The 15,702-nt window shown below is 68.2% G+C and carries 15 protein-coding genes; 12 read left to right on the top strand and 3 right to left on the bottom strand.

Annotation, left to right across the window (positions count from 1 at the left end; genetic code table 11):
- Positions 1-199: 199 nt before the first annotated feature.
- From HH212_RS16475 to HH212_RS16460, 4 genes are read left to right on the top strand one after another with little or no spacing between them, the layout of a single operon-like run.
- Positions 200-697 (top strand): VOC family protein, encoded by a 498-nt coding sequence (locus tag HH212_RS16475; protein WP_170203461.1) that lies wholly within the window; start codon positions 200-202, stop codon positions 695-697.
- Positions 694-1,119, top strand: coding sequence for a YciI family protein (locus HH212_RS16470; RefSeq protein ID WP_170203460.1), 426 nt, complete (start codon positions 694-696; stop codon positions 1,117-1,119). The genes HH212_RS16475 and HH212_RS16470 overlap by 4 nt, the downstream gene beginning before the upstream one ends.
- A gap of 13 nt (positions 1,120-1,132) precedes the next feature.
- The gene (locus tag HH212_RS16465; RefSeq protein WP_170203459.1) at positions 1,133-1,897 is read left to right on the top strand and encodes a YciI family protein; all 765 of its coding nucleotides are present in this window, start codon (positions 1,133-1,135) and stop codon (positions 1,895-1,897) included.
- A complete protein-coding gene (locus HH212_RS16460) occupies positions 1,898-3,184 on the top strand; it encodes an RNA polymerase sigma factor (RefSeq protein ID WP_211172351.1) in 1,287 nt (428 codons plus the stop codon). It abuts the gene before it with no gap.
- Between the two features lie 43 nt (positions 3,185-3,227).
- On the opposite strand, the gene HH212_RS16455 is transcribed toward HH212_RS16460, so the two are convergent.
- Positions 3,228-4,685 carry an aminotransferase-like domain-containing protein gene (locus tag HH212_RS16455; protein ID WP_170203458.1) on the bottom strand — a complete coding sequence of 486 codons (1,458 nt, stop codon included), beginning with the start codon at positions 4,683-4,685 and terminating at the stop codon, positions 3,228-3,230.
- 112 nt (positions 4,686-4,797) lie between these two features.
- Here HH212_RS16455 and HH212_RS16450 point away from each other — a divergent pair, with 112 nt between their 5' ends.
- The 4 genes from HH212_RS16450 (at position 4,798) to HH212_RS16435 (ending at position 9,217) form a co-directional block, all read left to right on the top strand.
- Positions 4,798-5,739, top strand: a complete 942-nt coding sequence (locus HH212_RS16450) for a DMT family transporter (protein WP_170203457.1) — start codon at positions 4,798-4,800, stop codon at positions 5,737-5,739.
- A 95-nt stretch (positions 5,740-5,834) separates the two neighbouring features.
- Complete coding sequence (locus tag HH212_RS16445) at positions 5,835-6,296, top strand: RidA family protein (RefSeq protein WP_170203456.1); 462 nt, start codon at positions 5,835-5,837, stop codon at positions 6,294-6,296.
- Between the two features lie 133 nt (positions 6,297-6,429).
- Positions 6,430-7,623, top strand: coding sequence for an aminotransferase-like domain-containing protein (locus HH212_RS16440; protein WP_170203455.1), 1,194 nt, complete (start codon positions 6,430-6,432; stop codon positions 7,621-7,623).
- A gap of 187 nt (positions 7,624-7,810) precedes the next feature.
- Entirely contained in the window at positions 7,811-9,217 is a 1,407-nt protein-coding gene (locus HH212_RS16435) for a diguanylate cyclase domain-containing protein (protein WP_170203454.1), read from the top strand.
- A gap of 105 nt (positions 9,218-9,322) precedes the next feature.
- Here the strand turns inward: HH212_RS16435 and HH212_RS16430 are convergent, their stop codons facing one another.
- Positions 9,323-10,078 (bottom strand): YoaK family protein, encoded by a 756-nt coding sequence (locus HH212_RS16430; RefSeq protein ID WP_170203453.1) that lies wholly within the window; start codon positions 10,076-10,078, stop codon positions 9,323-9,325.
- 164 nt (positions 10,079-10,242) lie between these two features.
- Between HH212_RS16430 and dapC the strand changes: the two genes are divergently transcribed.
- The 3 genes from dapC (at position 10,243) to HH212_RS16415 (ending at position 13,791) form a co-directional block, all read left to right on the top strand.
- A complete protein-coding gene (gene dapC / locus HH212_RS16425) occupies positions 10,243-11,475 on the top strand; it encodes a succinyldiaminopimelate transaminase (RefSeq protein WP_170203452.1) in 1,233 nt (410 codons plus the stop codon).
- Between the two features lie 55 nt (positions 11,476-11,530).
- Complete coding sequence (gene dapD, locus HH212_RS16420) at positions 11,531-12,355, top strand: 2,3,4,5-tetrahydropyridine-2,6-dicarboxylate N-succinyltransferase (protein ID WP_170203451.1); 825 nt, start codon at positions 11,531-11,533, stop codon at positions 12,353-12,355.
- Positions 12,356-12,642: 287 nt separating this feature from the next.
- On the top strand, positions 12,643-13,791 hold the full coding sequence (locus tag HH212_RS16415) for a PilT/PilU family type 4a pilus ATPase (protein ID WP_170203450.1): 1,149 nt from the start codon (positions 12,643-12,645) through the stop codon (positions 13,789-13,791).
- A gap of 48 nt (positions 13,792-13,839) precedes the next feature.
- Here the strand turns inward: HH212_RS16415 and HH212_RS16410 are convergent, their stop codons facing one another.
- Complete coding sequence (locus tag HH212_RS16410; protein WP_170203449.1) at positions 13,840-14,310, bottom strand: hypothetical protein; 471 nt, start codon at positions 14,308-14,310, stop codon at positions 13,840-13,842.
- Positions 14,311-14,738: 428 nt separating this feature from the next.
- On the opposite strand from HH212_RS16410, the gene HH212_RS16405 reads away from it, so the two are divergent.
- A complete protein-coding gene (locus HH212_RS16405) occupies positions 14,739-15,695 on the top strand; it encodes a DUF6538 domain-containing protein (protein WP_170203448.1) in 957 nt (318 codons plus the stop codon).
- Positions 15,696-15,702: the final 7 nt, after the last annotated feature.

The following is a 15,702-nucleotide window of genomic DNA, read 5'->3' as shown; positions in this document are numbered from 1 at the left end:
GTCGGCGACGTTGTACCCGCGCTCGTCATGCACGGCGGGTCGGGGCGCCGATTTCGCTCGACTCGGGGCGCCGGCCGGCTTACCGTAAGGCCGGGCGAAAAATATTTTCGCCCGGCGCCGCGCCGTATGTCGAAAAGCGCGGGCGCCGTTCGTCGTCATGATGGCAGCACCACGATCAACCACCGACAGGAGATCCATCATGCAGGAAAACGCAAGGCCCATCCCCGAGGGTTACCACAGCGTCACGCCGCACCTGGTATGCGCCGACGCGGCCGCGGCGCTCGATTTCTACAAGCAGGCGTTCGGCGCGGTCGAGCTCGGCCGCATGGCGGGGCCGGACGGCAAGCTGATGCACGCCGAGCTGCGCATCGGCGACTCGCGCATCATGCTGGCCGACGAGTTTCCCGAGTACGGCAGCGTCGGGCCGCTGGCATTGAAGGGATCGCCGGTCGTCCTCCACCTGTACGTGGAGGACGTCGACGCGTCCTGGCAACAGGCCGCGGCCGCCGGCGCCAGGCCGATCATGCCGCCCGCCGACATGTTCTGGGGCGACCGCTACGGCCAGTTGCAAGACCCGTTCGGCCACCGCTGGGCGCTCGCCACCCACCGGCGCGACCTCACGCCCGAACAGATGCAGGAAGAAATGCAGGCCATGTTCGCAACGATGCAAGACTGCACGCAAGGAGAACGGCAATGAAATTCATGGTCATCGTCAAGGCCAACGCGGCCTCGGAAGCCGGCGTCATGCCCAGCGAAAAGCTGATCGCCGCCATGCAGGACTTCAACGAAGAGATGGTCAAGGCCGGCATCCTGCTGGCCGGGGAAGGCTTGCACCCGAGCAGCAAGGGCGCGCGCATCCGCATCCAGGGCGAGCGCCGCACCGTCATCGACGGCCCCTTCGCCGAAACCAAGGAACTGGTCGCGGGCTTCTGGCTGCTCGACGTCGGCTCGCGCGAAGAAGTCATCGAATGGATGAAGAAATGCCCCAGCCCGCACGAAGACGGCGAGGGCGAACTCGAGATCCGCCAGTTGTATGGCCCGGAAGACTTCGGGCCCGAGCTCACGCCCGAACTGCGCGCGCAGATGGCGCGCATGGAAGCGCAGGTCGCGGCGCGCTAGGAGGACGCCGGCCATGCAATTCATGATCATCCGCAAGGCGGACGCCGCCACCGAAGCCGGCCTGCCGCCCTCGCCCGCACTGGCCGCGGACAGGGCGCGCTTCCACGCGGCCCTGCGCGCGGCCGGCGCGCTGGGGCCGGCGCTGGACCTGCACCCGAGCGCCGCCGGGGTGCGCCTGCGGATGGGGCCGGACGGCGAAACCATCGATGCCAGCCCCTTCCCCGAGGTTGCGGAACTGGTGGCCGGCTTCACCATCGTCCGGGCGCCGTCGAAGGAAGCCGCCATGCGCCTGCTGGAACGCTGGCCGGCGCGCGATTGCGAAGGCAGCGGCGAGGTCGTGCTGGAACTGCGCGAGACCGGCTGTCCCGGCGGCTGCGCCGAGGTGCCGGCCGCCGCCGGCGCCGGCGGCAAGCGCTATGTCATCCTGCTGCGCGCCACCGCGGACACCGAGCGCGACGCCATCCCGGCGCAGGCGCGGCTCGACGCGCTGAACGCCTTCAACGCCGCCCAGGTAACGCTGGGCGTGCTGCTGGCCGGCGACGGCCTGAAATCGAGCGCGCGCGGCGCCCGCCTGCAGCGCAAGGGCGGCCGCACCACGCTGGTCGACGGGCCCTTCGCCGAAGCCAAGGAACTCATCGCCGGCTTCTGGATGATCGGCGCCGCCTCGCTGCGGGACGCCGTCGACTGGGCGCGCAGCCTGCCCTACCCGACCGGGCCGGACGTCGAGGTCGAGATCCGCGAGGTGGCAGCGCCGGACGGCCCGGCGCTGGAGCCTTGAATGGCGCACGCCGACGTCGGCCGCGTGGTGGAGGCGGTGTGGCGCATGGAGTCGGCGCGCATCGTCGGCGCGCTGGCGCGCATGCTGCGCGAGCTCGGCCAGGCCGAGGAACTGGCGCAGGACGCCATGCTGGAAGCGCTGGAACGCTGGCCGCGCGACGGCATCCCGGACCGTCCCGGCGCGTGGCTGATGCAGGTGGCCAAGCGCCGCGCGCTGGACCAGCTGCGGCGCCTGGCCCTGCACGCCGGCAAGCAGGACGCCATCGCCTGGGAAGCCGACGCGCTGCTGCACGACCGCTCCTTGCAGCGCCGGCCGGACGAGCTGGCCGAACTGGCGCAGGAGCGTGCAAGCGCCATCGACGACGACGTGCTGCGCCTGATGTTCGTGGCCTGCCACCCGGTGCTGTCGCCGGAGGCGCGCGCGGCGCTGACGCTGAAGGTGGTGGGCGGCCTGTCGAGCGCCGAGATCGCGCACGCCTTCCTGGTACCGGAAGCCACCATGGCGCAGCGCATCGTGCGCGCCAAGCGCACCCTGTCCGAGGCCAGGGTGCCGTTCGCCGTGCCGCAGGGCGAGGAGCGCCGGCCGCGCCTGGCCTCGGTGCTGCAGGTGCTGTACCTGATCTACAACGAGGGATACACGGCCAGCGCCGGCGCCGACTGGCTGCGCCCGGCGCTGTGCCGCGAAGCGCTGCGCCTGGGGCGCGTGCTGGCCGAATTGATGCCGCAGGAAGGCGAAGTGCACGGCCTGGTGGCGCTGATGGAAATCCAGTCCTCGCGCGAACGCGCCCGCTCCGGGCCGGGCGGCGAACCGGTACTGCTGCTGGAACAGGACCGCGCGCGCTGGGACCGCCTGCTGATCCGGCGCGGCCTGGCGGCGCTGGCGCGCGCCGGCCGGCACGGCAGCCTGGGACCGTATGCCTTGCAGGCCGCCATCGCCGCTTGCCATGCGGTGGCGCCCGCGCCCGACGCCACCGACTGGGTGCGCATCGCCGCGCTGTACGACGCGCTGGCGCAATTGCTGCCGTCGCCGGTCGTCGAACTCAACCGCGCGGTGGCGCTGGGCATGGCCTACGGGCCGGCGGAGGGGCTGGCGCTGGCGGACCGGTTGCTCGATGAACCGGCGCTGCGCAACTACCACCTGCTGCCGAGCGTGCGCGGCGACCTGCTGGTGAAACTGGGACGCCATGGCGAAGCGCGCGCCGAGTTCGAACGGGCGGCGGCGCTGACGCGCAACCGGCGCGAAGCCACGCTGCTGCTGGCGCGCGCCGCGGCCTGCGCCGGCGCCTGACGGCAAGGCGCGGCGCTGCCCGCTGCCCCGCCCCGCGCAGCCGTCATGCCGGCCGGCGCGCCATCTCGCGTTCCAGGAAGCGCCACAGGGCATCGTCTTCCATGGCGGCGACGTTGACCCGCATCCTGGTGGACGGCAGCTGGCTCGGCGAGAACAGGCTGCCCGGCGCCAGCAGCAAGCCTTGCGCCATGGCGCGCGCCGCCAGCACGTTGGTGTCGCGGCCGGTGTCGACCCAGGCGAACATGCCGGCCGGCGGCAACGGGTCGGGCCTGAAGCCGAGCGCTTCGATGCGGCGCATGGCCGCCGGCCGCACCGCATCCAGGCGCGTGCGGATGCGCTCCAGGTGCTTGCGGTACAGGCCTTCGCTCAGGATCTTGTAGACCACCCGTTCGCCCAGGTCGCTGGTGGTGAGGGTGGCCAGCATCTTGCGGTCGGCCAGGCGCTGCGCCAGCTCGGCCGGCGCCGCGATGAAGCCGACGCGCAGGTTGGCGGCCAGCGACTTCGAGAAGCCGGACAGGTAGATCACGCGGCGCAGCTGGTCGAGCGCGGCCAGGCGCGTGGCCGTCTGGCCGCCGGCGCCGGGATGCAGGTCGCAATAGATGTCGTCTTCCACCACGGTCACGTCGTGCCGCTCGGCGATGCGCAGCACCTGGAACGCCTTGGCGGCGGAGAGCGTGGTCGAGGTCGGGTTGTGCAGCACCGAATTGATGACGTACAGGCGCGGCTTGTGCAGCGCCGCCAGCTCGGCCAGTTGCGCCAGGTCGGGGCCGTCCGGCAGGCGCCGGATGCCGACCACCTTCAGGCCCATCGCCGCGAACGAGCCGAACATCAGGAACCAGGCCGGGTCGTCGACGAACACGGTGTCGCCGGGACGGCAGCACTCGCGCGCCACCAGGTCCAGCGCCTGCGTCACGCCGAGCGTGGTGACGATCTGGTCGGGCGCGGCCTCGATCTCGAGCGCGGCCAGCTTGCGCTGCAATTGCTGGCGCAGCGGGCCGTAGCCGTGCGGCGCGCCATAGTTCAGCAGCAGGCTGGCGTGCTGGCGGCCCACCGCGCGCAGGGCGTTGGCGACAGCGGCGCCGTCGAGCCAGTCGGCCGGCAGCACGCCGGCCGCGCTGGAGGGCCGGCCCGGCGACTGGCGGAACATGTTGCGGATCAGCCAGACCACGTCCAGCGCCGGCGGCTCGGCGCCGTCGACGCCGTGCGCCGGCGCCTGCGCAGCACGCACATCGGTATTCAGGACGGAGCGCTCGCGCACGAAGAAGCCGGCGCCGCGGCGCGACTCCAGGTAACCCTGGGCCGCCAGCTTGTCGTAGCTGGCCACCACCGTGAACGGCGACACGCCGTGGCTGGCGGCGAAGCGGCGGATCGAGGGCATGCGCGCGCCGGCGCGCAGCTGCCGGTCGTCGATGCGGGCGGCGATGGCGCGCACGATCTGGTCCGGCAGCGATTCGCCCGAGTCGCGCGACAACAGGCCGAGGAGCGGCGGTGTATCGGTCATTTCGCCATCACAGTGTATGAAGCAAGGAGGAAAGTGTATCGGGACTGTACCGCCCGACAGGTCTAGCATACGTGTCATCGATCATCGCCGCAACCCTCCGAGGAGCCGCCCCATGCCCGCTGCCGCACCTGCCGTCCTGCCTGCTTCACCCACTCCCACCCGCACGCGCGACGAAACCCGCGGCATGCTGCTCGGCCTGGCCGGCGTCGCCGTCTTCAGCCTGACGCTGCCGTTCACGCGCATGGCGCTGGCCGGCCTCGATCCGCTGTTCGTGACGCTGGGACGGGCGCTCGGCGCGGCGCTGCTGGCGGCGTGCTGGCTGCGCATCCAGCGTGCGCCGCGCCCGGCGCGCGCCGACCTGCCGGCGCTGGCGATCGTGGCGGGCGGGTGTGTGATCGGCTTTCCGTTGCTGACCTCATTGGCGCTGCGCACGCTGCCGGCCGCGCACGGGGCGGTGCTGTGCGGCGTCCTGCCGCTGGCCACCGCCCTGTATGCGGCGCTGCGCGGCTTCGAGCGGCCGTCGGCCGGATTCTGGCTGGCGGCGCTGCTCGGCGCCGGGCTGGTCGCCGGCTTTGCCTTGTTCCAGGGCGGCGGCGGCCTGCAGCGCGCTGACCTGCTGATGTTCGGCGCGGTGGCCGTGGCCGCCGCCGGCTATGCCGAAGGCGGACGCCTGGCGCGCTCCCTGGGCGGCCCGCAGGTGATCTGCTGGGCGCTGGTGCTGGCCGCCATGCCGGCCGCGGCGGCGCTGCTGCTGCTTGGCGGCGTCCAGCCGGCGCAACTGGCGCGCGCCGGGCTTCGCGCCTGGCTCGGCTTCGGCTACGTGACCGTGTTCTCGATGTTCGTCGGCTTCTTTTTCTGGTACCGCGGCCTGGCGCTGGGGGGCGTGGCGCGGGTCGGCCAGGTGCAGTTGCTGCAGCCTTTCCTCAGCATGGCCGGCGCCGCCCTGCTGCTGGGCGAACCTTTGACCTTGCTCAATTGCGGCTTCGCGCTGGCGGTGGTCGCCACCGTGGCGCTCGGCCGGCGTGCACGGGTCGAGCGCGCGCCGCCGCGATGAGCGCCGCGATGAGCGCCGCGGCAGCGCCAGCGGCAGTGGGCAGCGCGACTGGCAAGTCGTACAATGATGGCTCTTTTCAAGCACCGGGAAATCCCATGTCCGTCCAAGACAAACTCAATGAACTGAACATCACCCTGGCCGCGCCGGCCACCCCGGCCGCCGCCTACGTCATGTACGTGCAGACCGGCAACCTCGTGTTCCTGTCCGGCCACATCGCCAAGAACGCCGACGGCTCGGTGAACACCGGCATCGTCGGCAAGGACAAGACCACCGCCGAGGCCCAGGCCGCGGCGCGCGCGGTCGCGATCGACCTGATCGGCACGCTGCAGGAAGCCTGCGGCGGCAATCTGGACCGTGTAAAACGCATCGTCAAGGTGCTCAGCCTGGTCGCCTCGACGCCGGACTACAATGAACAGCACCTGGTCACCAACGGCTGCTCGGAACTGCTGGGCGAGGTGTTCGGCGACGCCGGCAAGCACGCGCGTTCGGCGTTCGGCGTGGCTTCCCTGCCGCGCGGCGCCTGCGTCGAGATCGAAATGATCGTCGAACTCGCATAAGCCAGCCGTCCGGCAACGTATGCAAGGCCCGCCCACAAGGCAGGCTTGTTGAGAGAAGCAGCCCATCCGGCGTGCTTTATAATGGCCAGCTACCCCATGGCCGACCACCCGCGGTCTTTCCTGTGAGATCAGTATGAAAATCGACAACCCGAACCCCATCGAGTGGACTTTCTCGGAGCGCGCCCAGCAGCTGCAAAGCTCGGCCATCCGCGAGATCCTGAAAATCACCCAGCGTCCGGAAATCACTTCCTTCGCCGGCGGCCTGCCCTCGCCCGCCACCTTTCCGGTGGAGCGCATGAAGGCGGCCTACGACAAGGTGCTGTCCGAAACCGGCAAGCAGGCGCTGCAGTACGGTCCGACCGATGGCTACGCGCCGCTGCGCGAATGGGTGGCGAACTACCTGTCCACCGAGGATTGCCGCATCCAGCCGGAACAGATCCTGATGGTGTCCGGTTCGCAGCAGGCGCTCGACCTGCTGGGCAAGGTGCTGATCGACGAAGGCAGCCGCGTGCTGGTCGAGACCCCGAGCTACCTGGGCGCGCTGCAGGCGTTCTCGGTGTACCGTCCGGAATTCAAGTCGGTCGAGACCGACGAGCACGGCCTGGTGCCGTCCTCGCTGGAAGGCGTGGCCGAGGGCGCGCGCCTGCTGTACTCGCTGCCCAACTTCCAGAACCCGACCGGCCGCTCGCTGTCGCTCGAGCGCCGCCGCGAACTGGTGGAAACCTGCGCGCGCCTGCGCCTGCCGCTGATCGAGGACGATCCGTACGGCGCGCTGTCGTACAAGGGCGAGCCGATGCCGCGCATGCTGAACATGAATCCGGACGGCGTGATCTACATGGGGTCGTTCTCCAAGGTGCTGACCCCGGGCATCCGCCTGGGCTACGTGTGCGCCCCGCTGCCGCTGGTGCGCCGCCTGGAACTGGCCAAGCAGGCCGCCGACCTGCACACCGCGCAATTGACGCAGATGGTGGTGCACGAAGTGGTCAAGGACGGCTTCCTCGACCAGCACATCCCGACCATCCGCACCCTGTACGCCAGCCAGTGCCAGGCGATGCTGGACGCGATGGACGAGCATTTCCCGAAGAGCGTCAGCTGGACCCGTCCGGAAGGCGGCATGTTCATCTGGGTCACGCTGCCGGAGAACATCGACTCGCGCAAGCTGCTCGACCAGGCCATCGCCGCGCGCGTCGCCTTCGTGCCGGGTGCGCCGTTCTACGCCAACGACGAAGTCGCCAACACGCTGCGCCTGTCGTTCGTGACGGTGCCGCCGGAACGCATCCGCGAAGGCATCGCGGTACTGGGCGCCCTGATCCGCGCACAGGTGTAAACCGACGGCGTGGATGGCCCCGCGCCGTCCGCGCCGGCACATCGCGGCGCGACTGTCGGTTTGATCAACCAACCGCAAGTTGCGCCAACGTGACGTAAATTTCTATCAAACAAGCAACATCTTTCCCGCTGGTGGCTTGTACGATGTATGATTTCAAACGATCATTTATCGTGCCTCAAGGCAAAGTATGTCCACTCCAGCTACCGCGCTGCTTGCCGAAGTGCGCAAGCCAGCCATCCTGATCGTCGACGATGCCGCGGAACACCTCGGCGTATTGCGTTCCATCCTGCTGCAGCAAGGCTACCAGACCTTTGTCGCGACCTCAGGTGAACGCGCGCTCGAGATCGCCCAGCGCATCCAGCCCGACCTGGTGCTGCTCGACGTCGTGATGGCCGGCATGGACGGGCTGGAGACCTGCCGCCGCATGAAGGCGCACCCGGCCACGGCGCGCATTCCGGTGATCTTCATGAGCGCGCGCGGCGAAACCGAGGACGTGGTCACCGGCTTCGACCTCGGCGCCGCCGACTACATCCGCAAGCCGCTGCGCATGGAAGAAGTGTGCGCGCGCGTGCGCGCCCAGCTGCGCCTGCGCAGCAACAGCGAAACCCAAAAGGCGCAGGCCGACCGGCTGCGCATGATCGTCAACAGCATGGACCAGGGCCTCTTGATCGTCGAGCGCTCCGGCCGCATCCAGTACGCCAACCCGGCCTGCGACCGCTACCTGGGCTTCGCGCCGGACGCGCTGGTGGGGCGCAGCCTGTGCGACCTGCTGGACGGCTGCACGCTGCGCGGCGGCGAGTGCATGGGCGTGCTCGAGCTGGGCGGGAACGGTACCCGCGAAGTGATGATCCGCCACCGCGACGGCGAGCTGCACGCGATGGACCTGACCATGACGCCGATGCACGCCGACGACGGCCTGTTCGTCGCCCTGCTGCACGACATCACCCACCACAAGCGTTCCGAGGACGCGCTGCAGCGCGCCGCCCTGCTCGACCCGCTGACCAAGATCGCCAACCGGCGCCGCTTCGACGCCTTCCTGGAACAGGAATGGCAGCGCGCGCTGCGCACCGGCCAGCCGCTGTCGCTGATCGTGCTCGACGTCGACCATTTCAAGCTGTACAACGACGCCCTCGGCCACGCCGCCGGCGACGCCTGCCTGCGCACCGTGGCGCAGACGCTGCAGGGCCACGCGGCGCGCCCGACCGACCTGGCGGCGCGCTACGGCGGCGAGGAATTCGTGCTGCTGTTCCCCGAGACCCCGGCCGACGGCGCCGCGCGCCTGGCCGAACTGGTGCGCGCCGCGGTGGAAGACCTGCAGCTGCCGAACCCGCACTCGCCGACCGCGCCCTGGCTGACCGTGTCGGTCGGCGTGGCCACCATCGTGCCGGGGCCGCTGGACGGGAGCGCGCAGCTGTTCGAGTGCGCCGACCGCGCCATGTACGCCGCCAAGGCGGGCGGGCGCAACCGGGTCGAGATCCAGGGAGCGGCGCCCGATGTTGCTCAGGGGTCAGAGCCCGGTTTTGCTTGCCTGGGCTCTGCCCCCGGTGCGCAGTCGAACAGCAGCCACGCCGCGGAAATCTGCCATTGCACGTAAGGTGGACGTGGCCGGCGAGGCGGGATTTCCGTCTACCCCACCGGCTTGCCACTGAGCACCGGGGTCAGAGCCCTTCGAAAAGCAACACCGGGCTCTGACCCCTCATCAAAACCGGGCTCTGACCCCTCTGCGCACATCATCCAGCGCCGGCACGATCGCCAGCGCCGTCAGCAGCAGCGCCAGCGGCAGCGTCGCCAGCCAGCCGGCGTGCTTGAAGCCGAGCGCGCCGCCGACGCCGCCGGCGAAGAAGCTCAGCAGCAGGCCGCACAGCAGCGCCAGGCGCTCGCGGTTGGCCAGCACCTTCGGCCGCAGTGCGCCGCCGTCGGCGTTCCAGTACAGCAGCTTGCCCAGCTCGATGCCGATGTCGGTGACGATGCCGGTCATGTGGGTGGTGCGGATCTCGGCGTGCGACAGCTTGGTCATCAGCGCGTTCTGCAGGCCCATCATGAAGCATAGCAGCATCACCGTGGCCGGCACGAACAGGCCCTGCACCTTGGACAGGCGCGCGCCCAGCATGCCGAACACCAGCATCAGCAGCGCCTCCAGCAGCAGCGGCAGCGCGTACTCGCTGGCCAGGCTGCGCCGGCGCGCGTAGTGCACCATCACCGCGGTGCAGGCCGCGCCCAGCAGGAAGGACAGCATGGCGCCGACCGCGTCCAGCACCAGCTCGCCGGCGCCGAGCGCCAGGTTGTCGGCCGCCGACGACACGATGCCGGTCATGTGCGAGGTGTACTGGTGCACCGCCAGGAAGCCGCCGGCGTTGGCGGCGCCGGCGACGAAGGCGAGCGCCAGGCCGAGGTGGCGGTTGGCGCGCCGGCTGCGATCGTGGCCGGTCAGGGCGCGGGCATACTGCATCGGCACGGCGGACTCCAGGCTGGATGGGCGATTGAATGAGTTAAATTCTTCTCGTCAATACTAATCCAGCAACGGCGCCGCCGGCAATCGCGGTGAAGCAGCATCCTTCCGGCATGGCTATAATTGACATTCTTTCGCCCACCAATCCGCCTCACTCTTTCCGGACCGCCGTGAATCCCTACCTCGACCGCCTGCACCCCTACCCGTTCGAAAAGCTGCGCCAGTTGTTCGCCGGCGTGACGCCGAATGCCGCCCACGCGCCCATCAGCCTGGGCATCGGCGAGCCCAAGCATCCGACGCCCGCCTTCATCCAGAAGGCGCTGACGCACGGCCTGGGCGGCCTGGCCGTGTACCCGAGCACGCACGGCGGCGAGCCGCTGCGCGCCGCGATCGCGGCCTGGATCGAGCGCCGCTACGGCGTGCCGCCGCTGGATGCGGCCACCATGGTGCTGCCGGTGAACGGCTCGCGCGAGGCGCTGTTCGGCATCGCCCACTGCGCGATCGACCCGACGAAATCGGACGCGCTGGTGATGTGCCCGAACCCGTTCTACCAGATCTACGAGGGCGCGGCCTACCTGGCCGGCGCCACGCCGTATTTCGTGAACTCGGAACCGGGCCGCAACTTCGGCTGCGACTACGGCAGCGTACCGGACGACGTGTGGGCGCGCGTGCAGCTGCTGTACGTGTGCTCGCCAGGCAACCCCGCCGGCGCCGTGCTGTCGCTGGAGGACTGGCGCGAGCTGTTCGCGCTGGCCGACCGCCACGGCTTCGTCATCGCGTCCGACGAGTGCTATTCCGAGATCTATACCGGCGCCACGCCGCCGCTGGGGGCGCTGGAAGCGGCGCACCAGCTCGGCCGCAGCGGCGGCGCGCGCCCGTACGCCAACCTGATCGTGTTCTCCAGCCTGTCCAAGCGCTCCAACGTGCCGGGCATGCGCTCCGGCTTCGTGGCCGGCGATCCGCAACTGCTGAAGGCCTTCCTGCTGTACCGGACTTACTCCGGCGGCGCCATGTCGCCGCCCGTGCAGGCGGCCTCGATCGCGGCCTGGAACGACGAGGCGCACGTGCAGGAAAACCGCGCGCTGTACAAGGAAAAGTTCAGCCTGATCACGCCCTTGCTCAAGGAAGTCATGGACGTCGAACTGCCCGATGCCGGTTTCTACCTGTGGGCCGACGTGCGCCGCAGCGGCCTGTCGGACACCGAGTTCGCCAAGCGCCTGTACGCCGCCTATAATGTCACGGTGTTGCCCGGCAGCTACCTTGCACGCGACGCCCACGGCAGCAACCCGGGCACCGGCCGCATCCGCATGGCGCTGGTCGCCGGCGTCGACGAGGGACTGGAAGCGGCCAACCGCATCGTCCGGTTCTGCAAGGACCTCAAGGCAGAGTCCAGCACCTCGTAAGCCGCATCACCGATACCGATTCAACCACACCACCATCCTGAAACGCAGACACATCATGACCCAACAGCTCCAGACCATCATCGACACCGCCTGGGAACAGCGCGCCGAGATCAGCCCGACCAGCGCCAACGCCGAAGTGCGCGACGCGGTGTCCCACGTCATCGCCGGCCTCGACGACGGCAGCCTGCGCGTCGCCCAGAAGGAGAACGGCGGCTGGAACGTCAACCAATGGATCAAGAAGGCGGTGCTGCTGTCGTTCCGCCTCGAGAACAACGTGCCGGTCGAAGGCGGCGGCATGCAGTTCTACGACAAGGTCCCGACCAAGTTCGCCGGCTACAGCGCCGACGACTTCGCCAAGGGCGGCTTTCGCGTGGTGCCGCCGGCGGTGGCGCGCCGCGGCTCGTTCATCGGCAAGAACGTGGTCTTGATGCCGTCCTACGTCAACATCGGCGCCTACGTCGACGAAGGCACCATGGTCGACACCTGGGCCACCGTCGGCTCCTGCGCCCAGATCGGCAAGAACGTGCACCTGTCCGGCGGCGTCGGCATCGGCGGCGTGCTGGAACCGATGCAGGCCAATCCGACCATCATCGAAGACAACTGCTTCATCGGCGCCCGCTCGGAAATCGTCGAAGGCGTGATCGTCGAAGAGAACTCGGTGATCTCGATGGGCGTGTACATCGGCCAGTCGACCAAGATCTTCAACCGCGAAACCGGCGAAGTCAGCTACGGCCGCGTGCCGGCGGGTTCGGTGGTGGTATCGGGCAGCCTGCCGTCGGCCGACGGCAGCTACAGCCTGTACTGCGCCGTGATCGTCAAGCAGGTGGATGCCAAGACGCGCGCCAAGACCGGCATCAACGAACTGTTGCGCGGGATTTGATTTCGTAATCCAGTAATTTCCGGCCAGCGGTATTTCAACCCGCGGCCATAAAACCGTCGTCCCCGCGCAGGCGGGGACCCATACTGAGCATCCGCAAGTCGATGGCGCGGATAAACCACTTCAGCTTGGGTCCCCACCTGCGCGGGGACGACGTTTTGGGGCTGTTGGTTTTAATGAACTTTTAGGGTATTTCTCTACATCAGCGCCTATTCTGGACCGCCGCAATCCTCTCCAGCACGTTAGAATCCCATCACAGAAATATTACTGCACAGCAAGGGAGAACCGCCATGGCCATGGAACGCCTGTTCCAACTGATGAAGGAAAAGAACGCGTCCGACATGTTCTTCGCGGTCAACTCCCCGGTTCACATCAAGATCAATGGCAACCTGATCCCGATCAACCAGAACAAGCTGGAACCCGAAAACATCGAGTCCCTGCTGTCGCAAGTCGCCTCACCCGAGCAGATGGCCGCGCTGGCGCGCGAGAACGAGCTGAACATGGGCATCTCGGTGCCGAATCTCGGCCGCTTCCGCCTGTCGGCGTTCCGCCAGCGCGGCACCATCTCGGCCGTGTTCCGCTTCGTGCCGGCCAGCATTCCGCCGCTGGGCGAGCTGGGCCTGCCGGCGGTGCTGTCCGAACTCATCATGGAAAAGCGCGGCCTGCTGCTGGTGGTGGGCGCCACCGGGTCCGGCAAGTCGACCACCATCGCGTCGATGCTGGACCACCGCAACGAGCGCCGGTCCGGCCACATCCTGACGCTGGAAGACCCGATCGAGTACCTGTTCAAGAACAGGAAGTCGATCGTCAACCAGCGCGAGATCGGCAGCGACGCCGCCAGCTTCGAGATCGCGCTGCGCAATTCGCTGCGCCAGGCGCCCGACTGCATCCTGATCGGCGAGATCCGCGACAAGGACACCATGGCCGCCGCCCTCGCCTACGCCCAGTCCGGCCACCTGGTGCTGGCCACACTGCACGCCAACAACAGCTACAACGCGCTGAACCGCATCATCAGCTTCTACCCGCTCGAGAACCGCCCGGCCCTGCTGCAGGACCTGGCATCCAGCGTCAAGGCGATCGTCTCGCAGCGCCTGGTGCGGGCCAAGGCCGGCGGCCGCCGCCACGCCGCCGCCGAGGTGATGGTCAATACGCGCTACGTCGCCGACCTGATCGAAAAGGGAGAAATCGGCCAGATCAGGGAAGCGATGGACAAGAGCCTGTCGCCCGGCTCGCAGTCGTTCGAGAAGGCGCTGCTGGAACTGGTGAACGCCGACCTGATCACGCGCGACGAGGCGCTGGCCAACGCCGACTCGGCCACCAACCTGCTGTGGCTGATCAATAACGGGCCGGACAGCGAGCTGGCCAAGGCCGAGGAAGCCCCCAAGCCGGCAGAGGCGCCGGCCGGGCCGTCGTTCACCGAGTTCACGCTCGACGGCTGAACCACGTTCGACCACCGAGCGCCAGCGCCGGCGCCGGCCCGGCCGCCATCAGCCGCGGCGGCAGGCGTTGCCGGCGGGCCGCGGCGCATCGATGCCGCTGATGGCGACGTCGGCATCCGGCCACTCGCGCTCGAACACCAGGTGCATGCGTCCGCCCTTTTCCACGAAATCGTTTTCGCCCAGCGGGATGAGTTCGACGCGCCCGGTCCTGCCCATCTCGGCGAAATAGCGGCTCGCCTGCCGGCTGACGCGCAGCTGGTCGCCGTTGGACAGCGCATACGCGCCCAGGATGGGGCGCGTATCCTCGGGCGCAATATAGCGGCGGCGCTCGCACACCGGCGCCGGCGTCACCGGCACGATGGTGGTGGCACGCGCGCCGGCGTCCATTCTTGCTTCCGCGCCGGCCGCCTGCGTCCGCGCCAGCGGCGGCGCGCAAGCCAGGACGGCGACGGCAAGCGCCGCAGCGGCGCGGCAGGTACGGGGATGTGCGCAAGCCTGCGCATGAGTGAGATGTCGCATGGTGCCTCCAGGATGCCGGTTTTCACTGCGTCAGACCCGATGGCGCCCGCTTGGTTCGCAGGCCGATGCGTACGGCGCCGTCGTCTCCCCGACCGCCGGCCCGCCGGGCGCCGATGCCGCCGCCGAAGCCGGCCTGTGCTATCCTTCGCGCCTTCCGGGCATCCCGAACATCCGCCGCCGGCGGCGAGCGGGATGCCGTTTGCACCGCAATTCCGCCGGCGCCGGCCGGCACAGCGATCCTGTCCATGAAAACGACCCTCTACGGTATTCCCAACTGTAGGGCGTAGTCCACAAGCATTGACGAGTTGCTTGTAAGCCATTGATAATTATTGGGTTTTCACTACTCCCGCGCACCACAATCCGGCGCATGTACGTGCTTTCAGCTCAAGCGTGTTACTGCCATGTGATTGCCACACGTGACGCATTCAATGGCCGACTATCTCATCAGACGCAACGGACGGTACAGCTACCGCCGCCGGTATCCTAACGAAGTGGCAGCAGTACTCAAGCGAGCGGAATTCGTCAAAGCACTTGGAACCGCAGACCCGAAGGAAGCGGCAAGGCTGGCGCGAGCGGTAAGTGTTCAATTTGACAACGAGTGCGAGAAGGCTCTCCGCGAACTCATGGAGACGCCCGCCACGGCTTCCGAGGTCGATTCTGCTGCCAATACCCGCCCATCAGATGCAGAGGTCGCCAAGGACGTTTTGGGCCGTTTGCCGGGCATCATTCGCCAGATGACAGAATTGGTCATTGCAGAGCAAGCACGAAACAAGGCTGGCTGGATGGATCAGATCGACTGGCGGCGTCGAGCATTAAAAGAGCACATTGCGGGACGTATGCCTACGGAAATCAACATGCACCCACTTGAGGCACGTGTGGCGCTTAAAGCGATGGAGGCTGCGGTACGAGGTGAACCGCTCAATTTTGCAGCAACGGACGAGCCTCGACCAACGGAAGAGAGCCGAGATACGTCCTCCCAACGAAATAATGGCACCTCGGATACGCTCGACCAAAAGAAACTGGACGCAGCGCTGGCAGAGTACGCCGCTGACAAATCACATCGCCGTAAAGAACTGGCCCGCCGAATAGCCCTACGTGCGCTGTCATTACCTTGCAAGCAAAGTAGCGCCGTTGCGGCGATAAGCGACTGGTGTAAGCGGGAGCTGGAAAGCGGCAAGCGGCCAAGTTCTGTTTGGACCGAAGCATCTTCGGTTATCGCTCTACTTAAGTGCGTGCCCGGCTGGCATGAATTCAGCGTTCCAAAGGTTGGCGAGCTGAAGCAACTCAAGGGCGCAGGCAAAGCCCGCAGAGACGCGAAGGCTCCTATGCCGGTGTCCGTTCTTCACAAGGTCTTACATGGTCTGCCGGCGTACCTGCCGCGGTAATCCCCCC

The sequence above is a fragment of the Massilia forsythiae genome, from assembly GCF_012849555.1.
Classification (GTDB): domain Bacteria; phylum Pseudomonadota; class Gammaproteobacteria; order Burkholderiales; family Burkholderiaceae_D; genus Telluria; species Telluria forsythiae.
Note: the sequence above shows the minus strand (reverse complement) of the source record. Positions and strands in the feature narration are given on the sequence as shown.

What these genes read in the sequence shown, in the direction of transcription:
- HH212_RS16450 (WP_170203457.1), top strand. Translation starts at nt 4,798, where the DNA reads ATGCCCGCTGCCGCACCTGCCGTCCTGCCTGCTTCACCCACTCCCACC.
- HH212_RS16445 (WP_170203456.1), top strand. Translation starts at nt 5,835, where the DNA reads ATGTCCGTCCAAGACAAACTCAATGAACTGAACATCACCCTGGCCGCG.
- HH212_RS16440 (WP_170203455.1), top strand. Translation starts at nt 6,430, where the DNA reads ATGAAAATCGACAACCCGAACCCCATCGAGTGGACTTTCTCGGAGCGC.
- HH212_RS16470 (WP_170203460.1), top strand. Translation starts at nt 694, where the DNA reads ATGAAATTCATGGTCATCGTCAAGGCCAACGCGGCCTCGGAAGCCGGC.
- HH212_RS16405 (WP_170203448.1), top strand. Translation starts at nt 14,739, where the DNA reads ATGGCCGACTATCTCATCAGACGCAACGGACGGTACAGCTACCGCCGC.
- HH212_RS16475 (WP_170203461.1), top strand. Translation starts at nt 200, where the DNA reads ATGCAGGAAAACGCAAGGCCCATCCCCGAGGGTTACCACAGCGTCACG.
- HH212_RS16465 (WP_170203459.1), top strand. Translation starts at nt 1,133, where the DNA reads ATGCAATTCATGATCATCCGCAAGGCGGACGCCGCCACCGAAGCCGGC.
- HH212_RS16455 (WP_170203458.1), bottom strand. Translation starts at nt 4,685, where the DNA reads ATGACCGATACACCGCCGCTCCTCGGCCTGTTGTCGCGCGACTCGGGC.
- dapD (WP_170203451.1), top strand. Translation starts at nt 11,531, where the DNA reads ATGACCCAACAGCTCCAGACCATCATCGACACCGCCTGGGAACAGCGC.
- HH212_RS16435 (WP_170203454.1), top strand. Translation starts at nt 7,811, where the DNA reads ATGTCCACTCCAGCTACCGCGCTGCTTGCCGAAGTGCGCAAGCCAGCC.
- HH212_RS16460 (WP_211172351.1), top strand. Translation starts at nt 1,898, where the DNA reads ATGGCGCACGCCGACGTCGGCCGCGTGGTGGAGGCGGTGTGGCGCATG.
- HH212_RS16410 (WP_170203449.1), bottom strand. Translation starts at nt 14,310, where the DNA reads ATGCGACATCTCACTCATGCGCAGGCTTGCGCACATCCCCGTACCTGC.
- HH212_RS16415 (WP_170203450.1), top strand. Translation starts at nt 12,643, where the DNA reads ATGGCCATGGAACGCCTGTTCCAACTGATGAAGGAAAAGAACGCGTCC.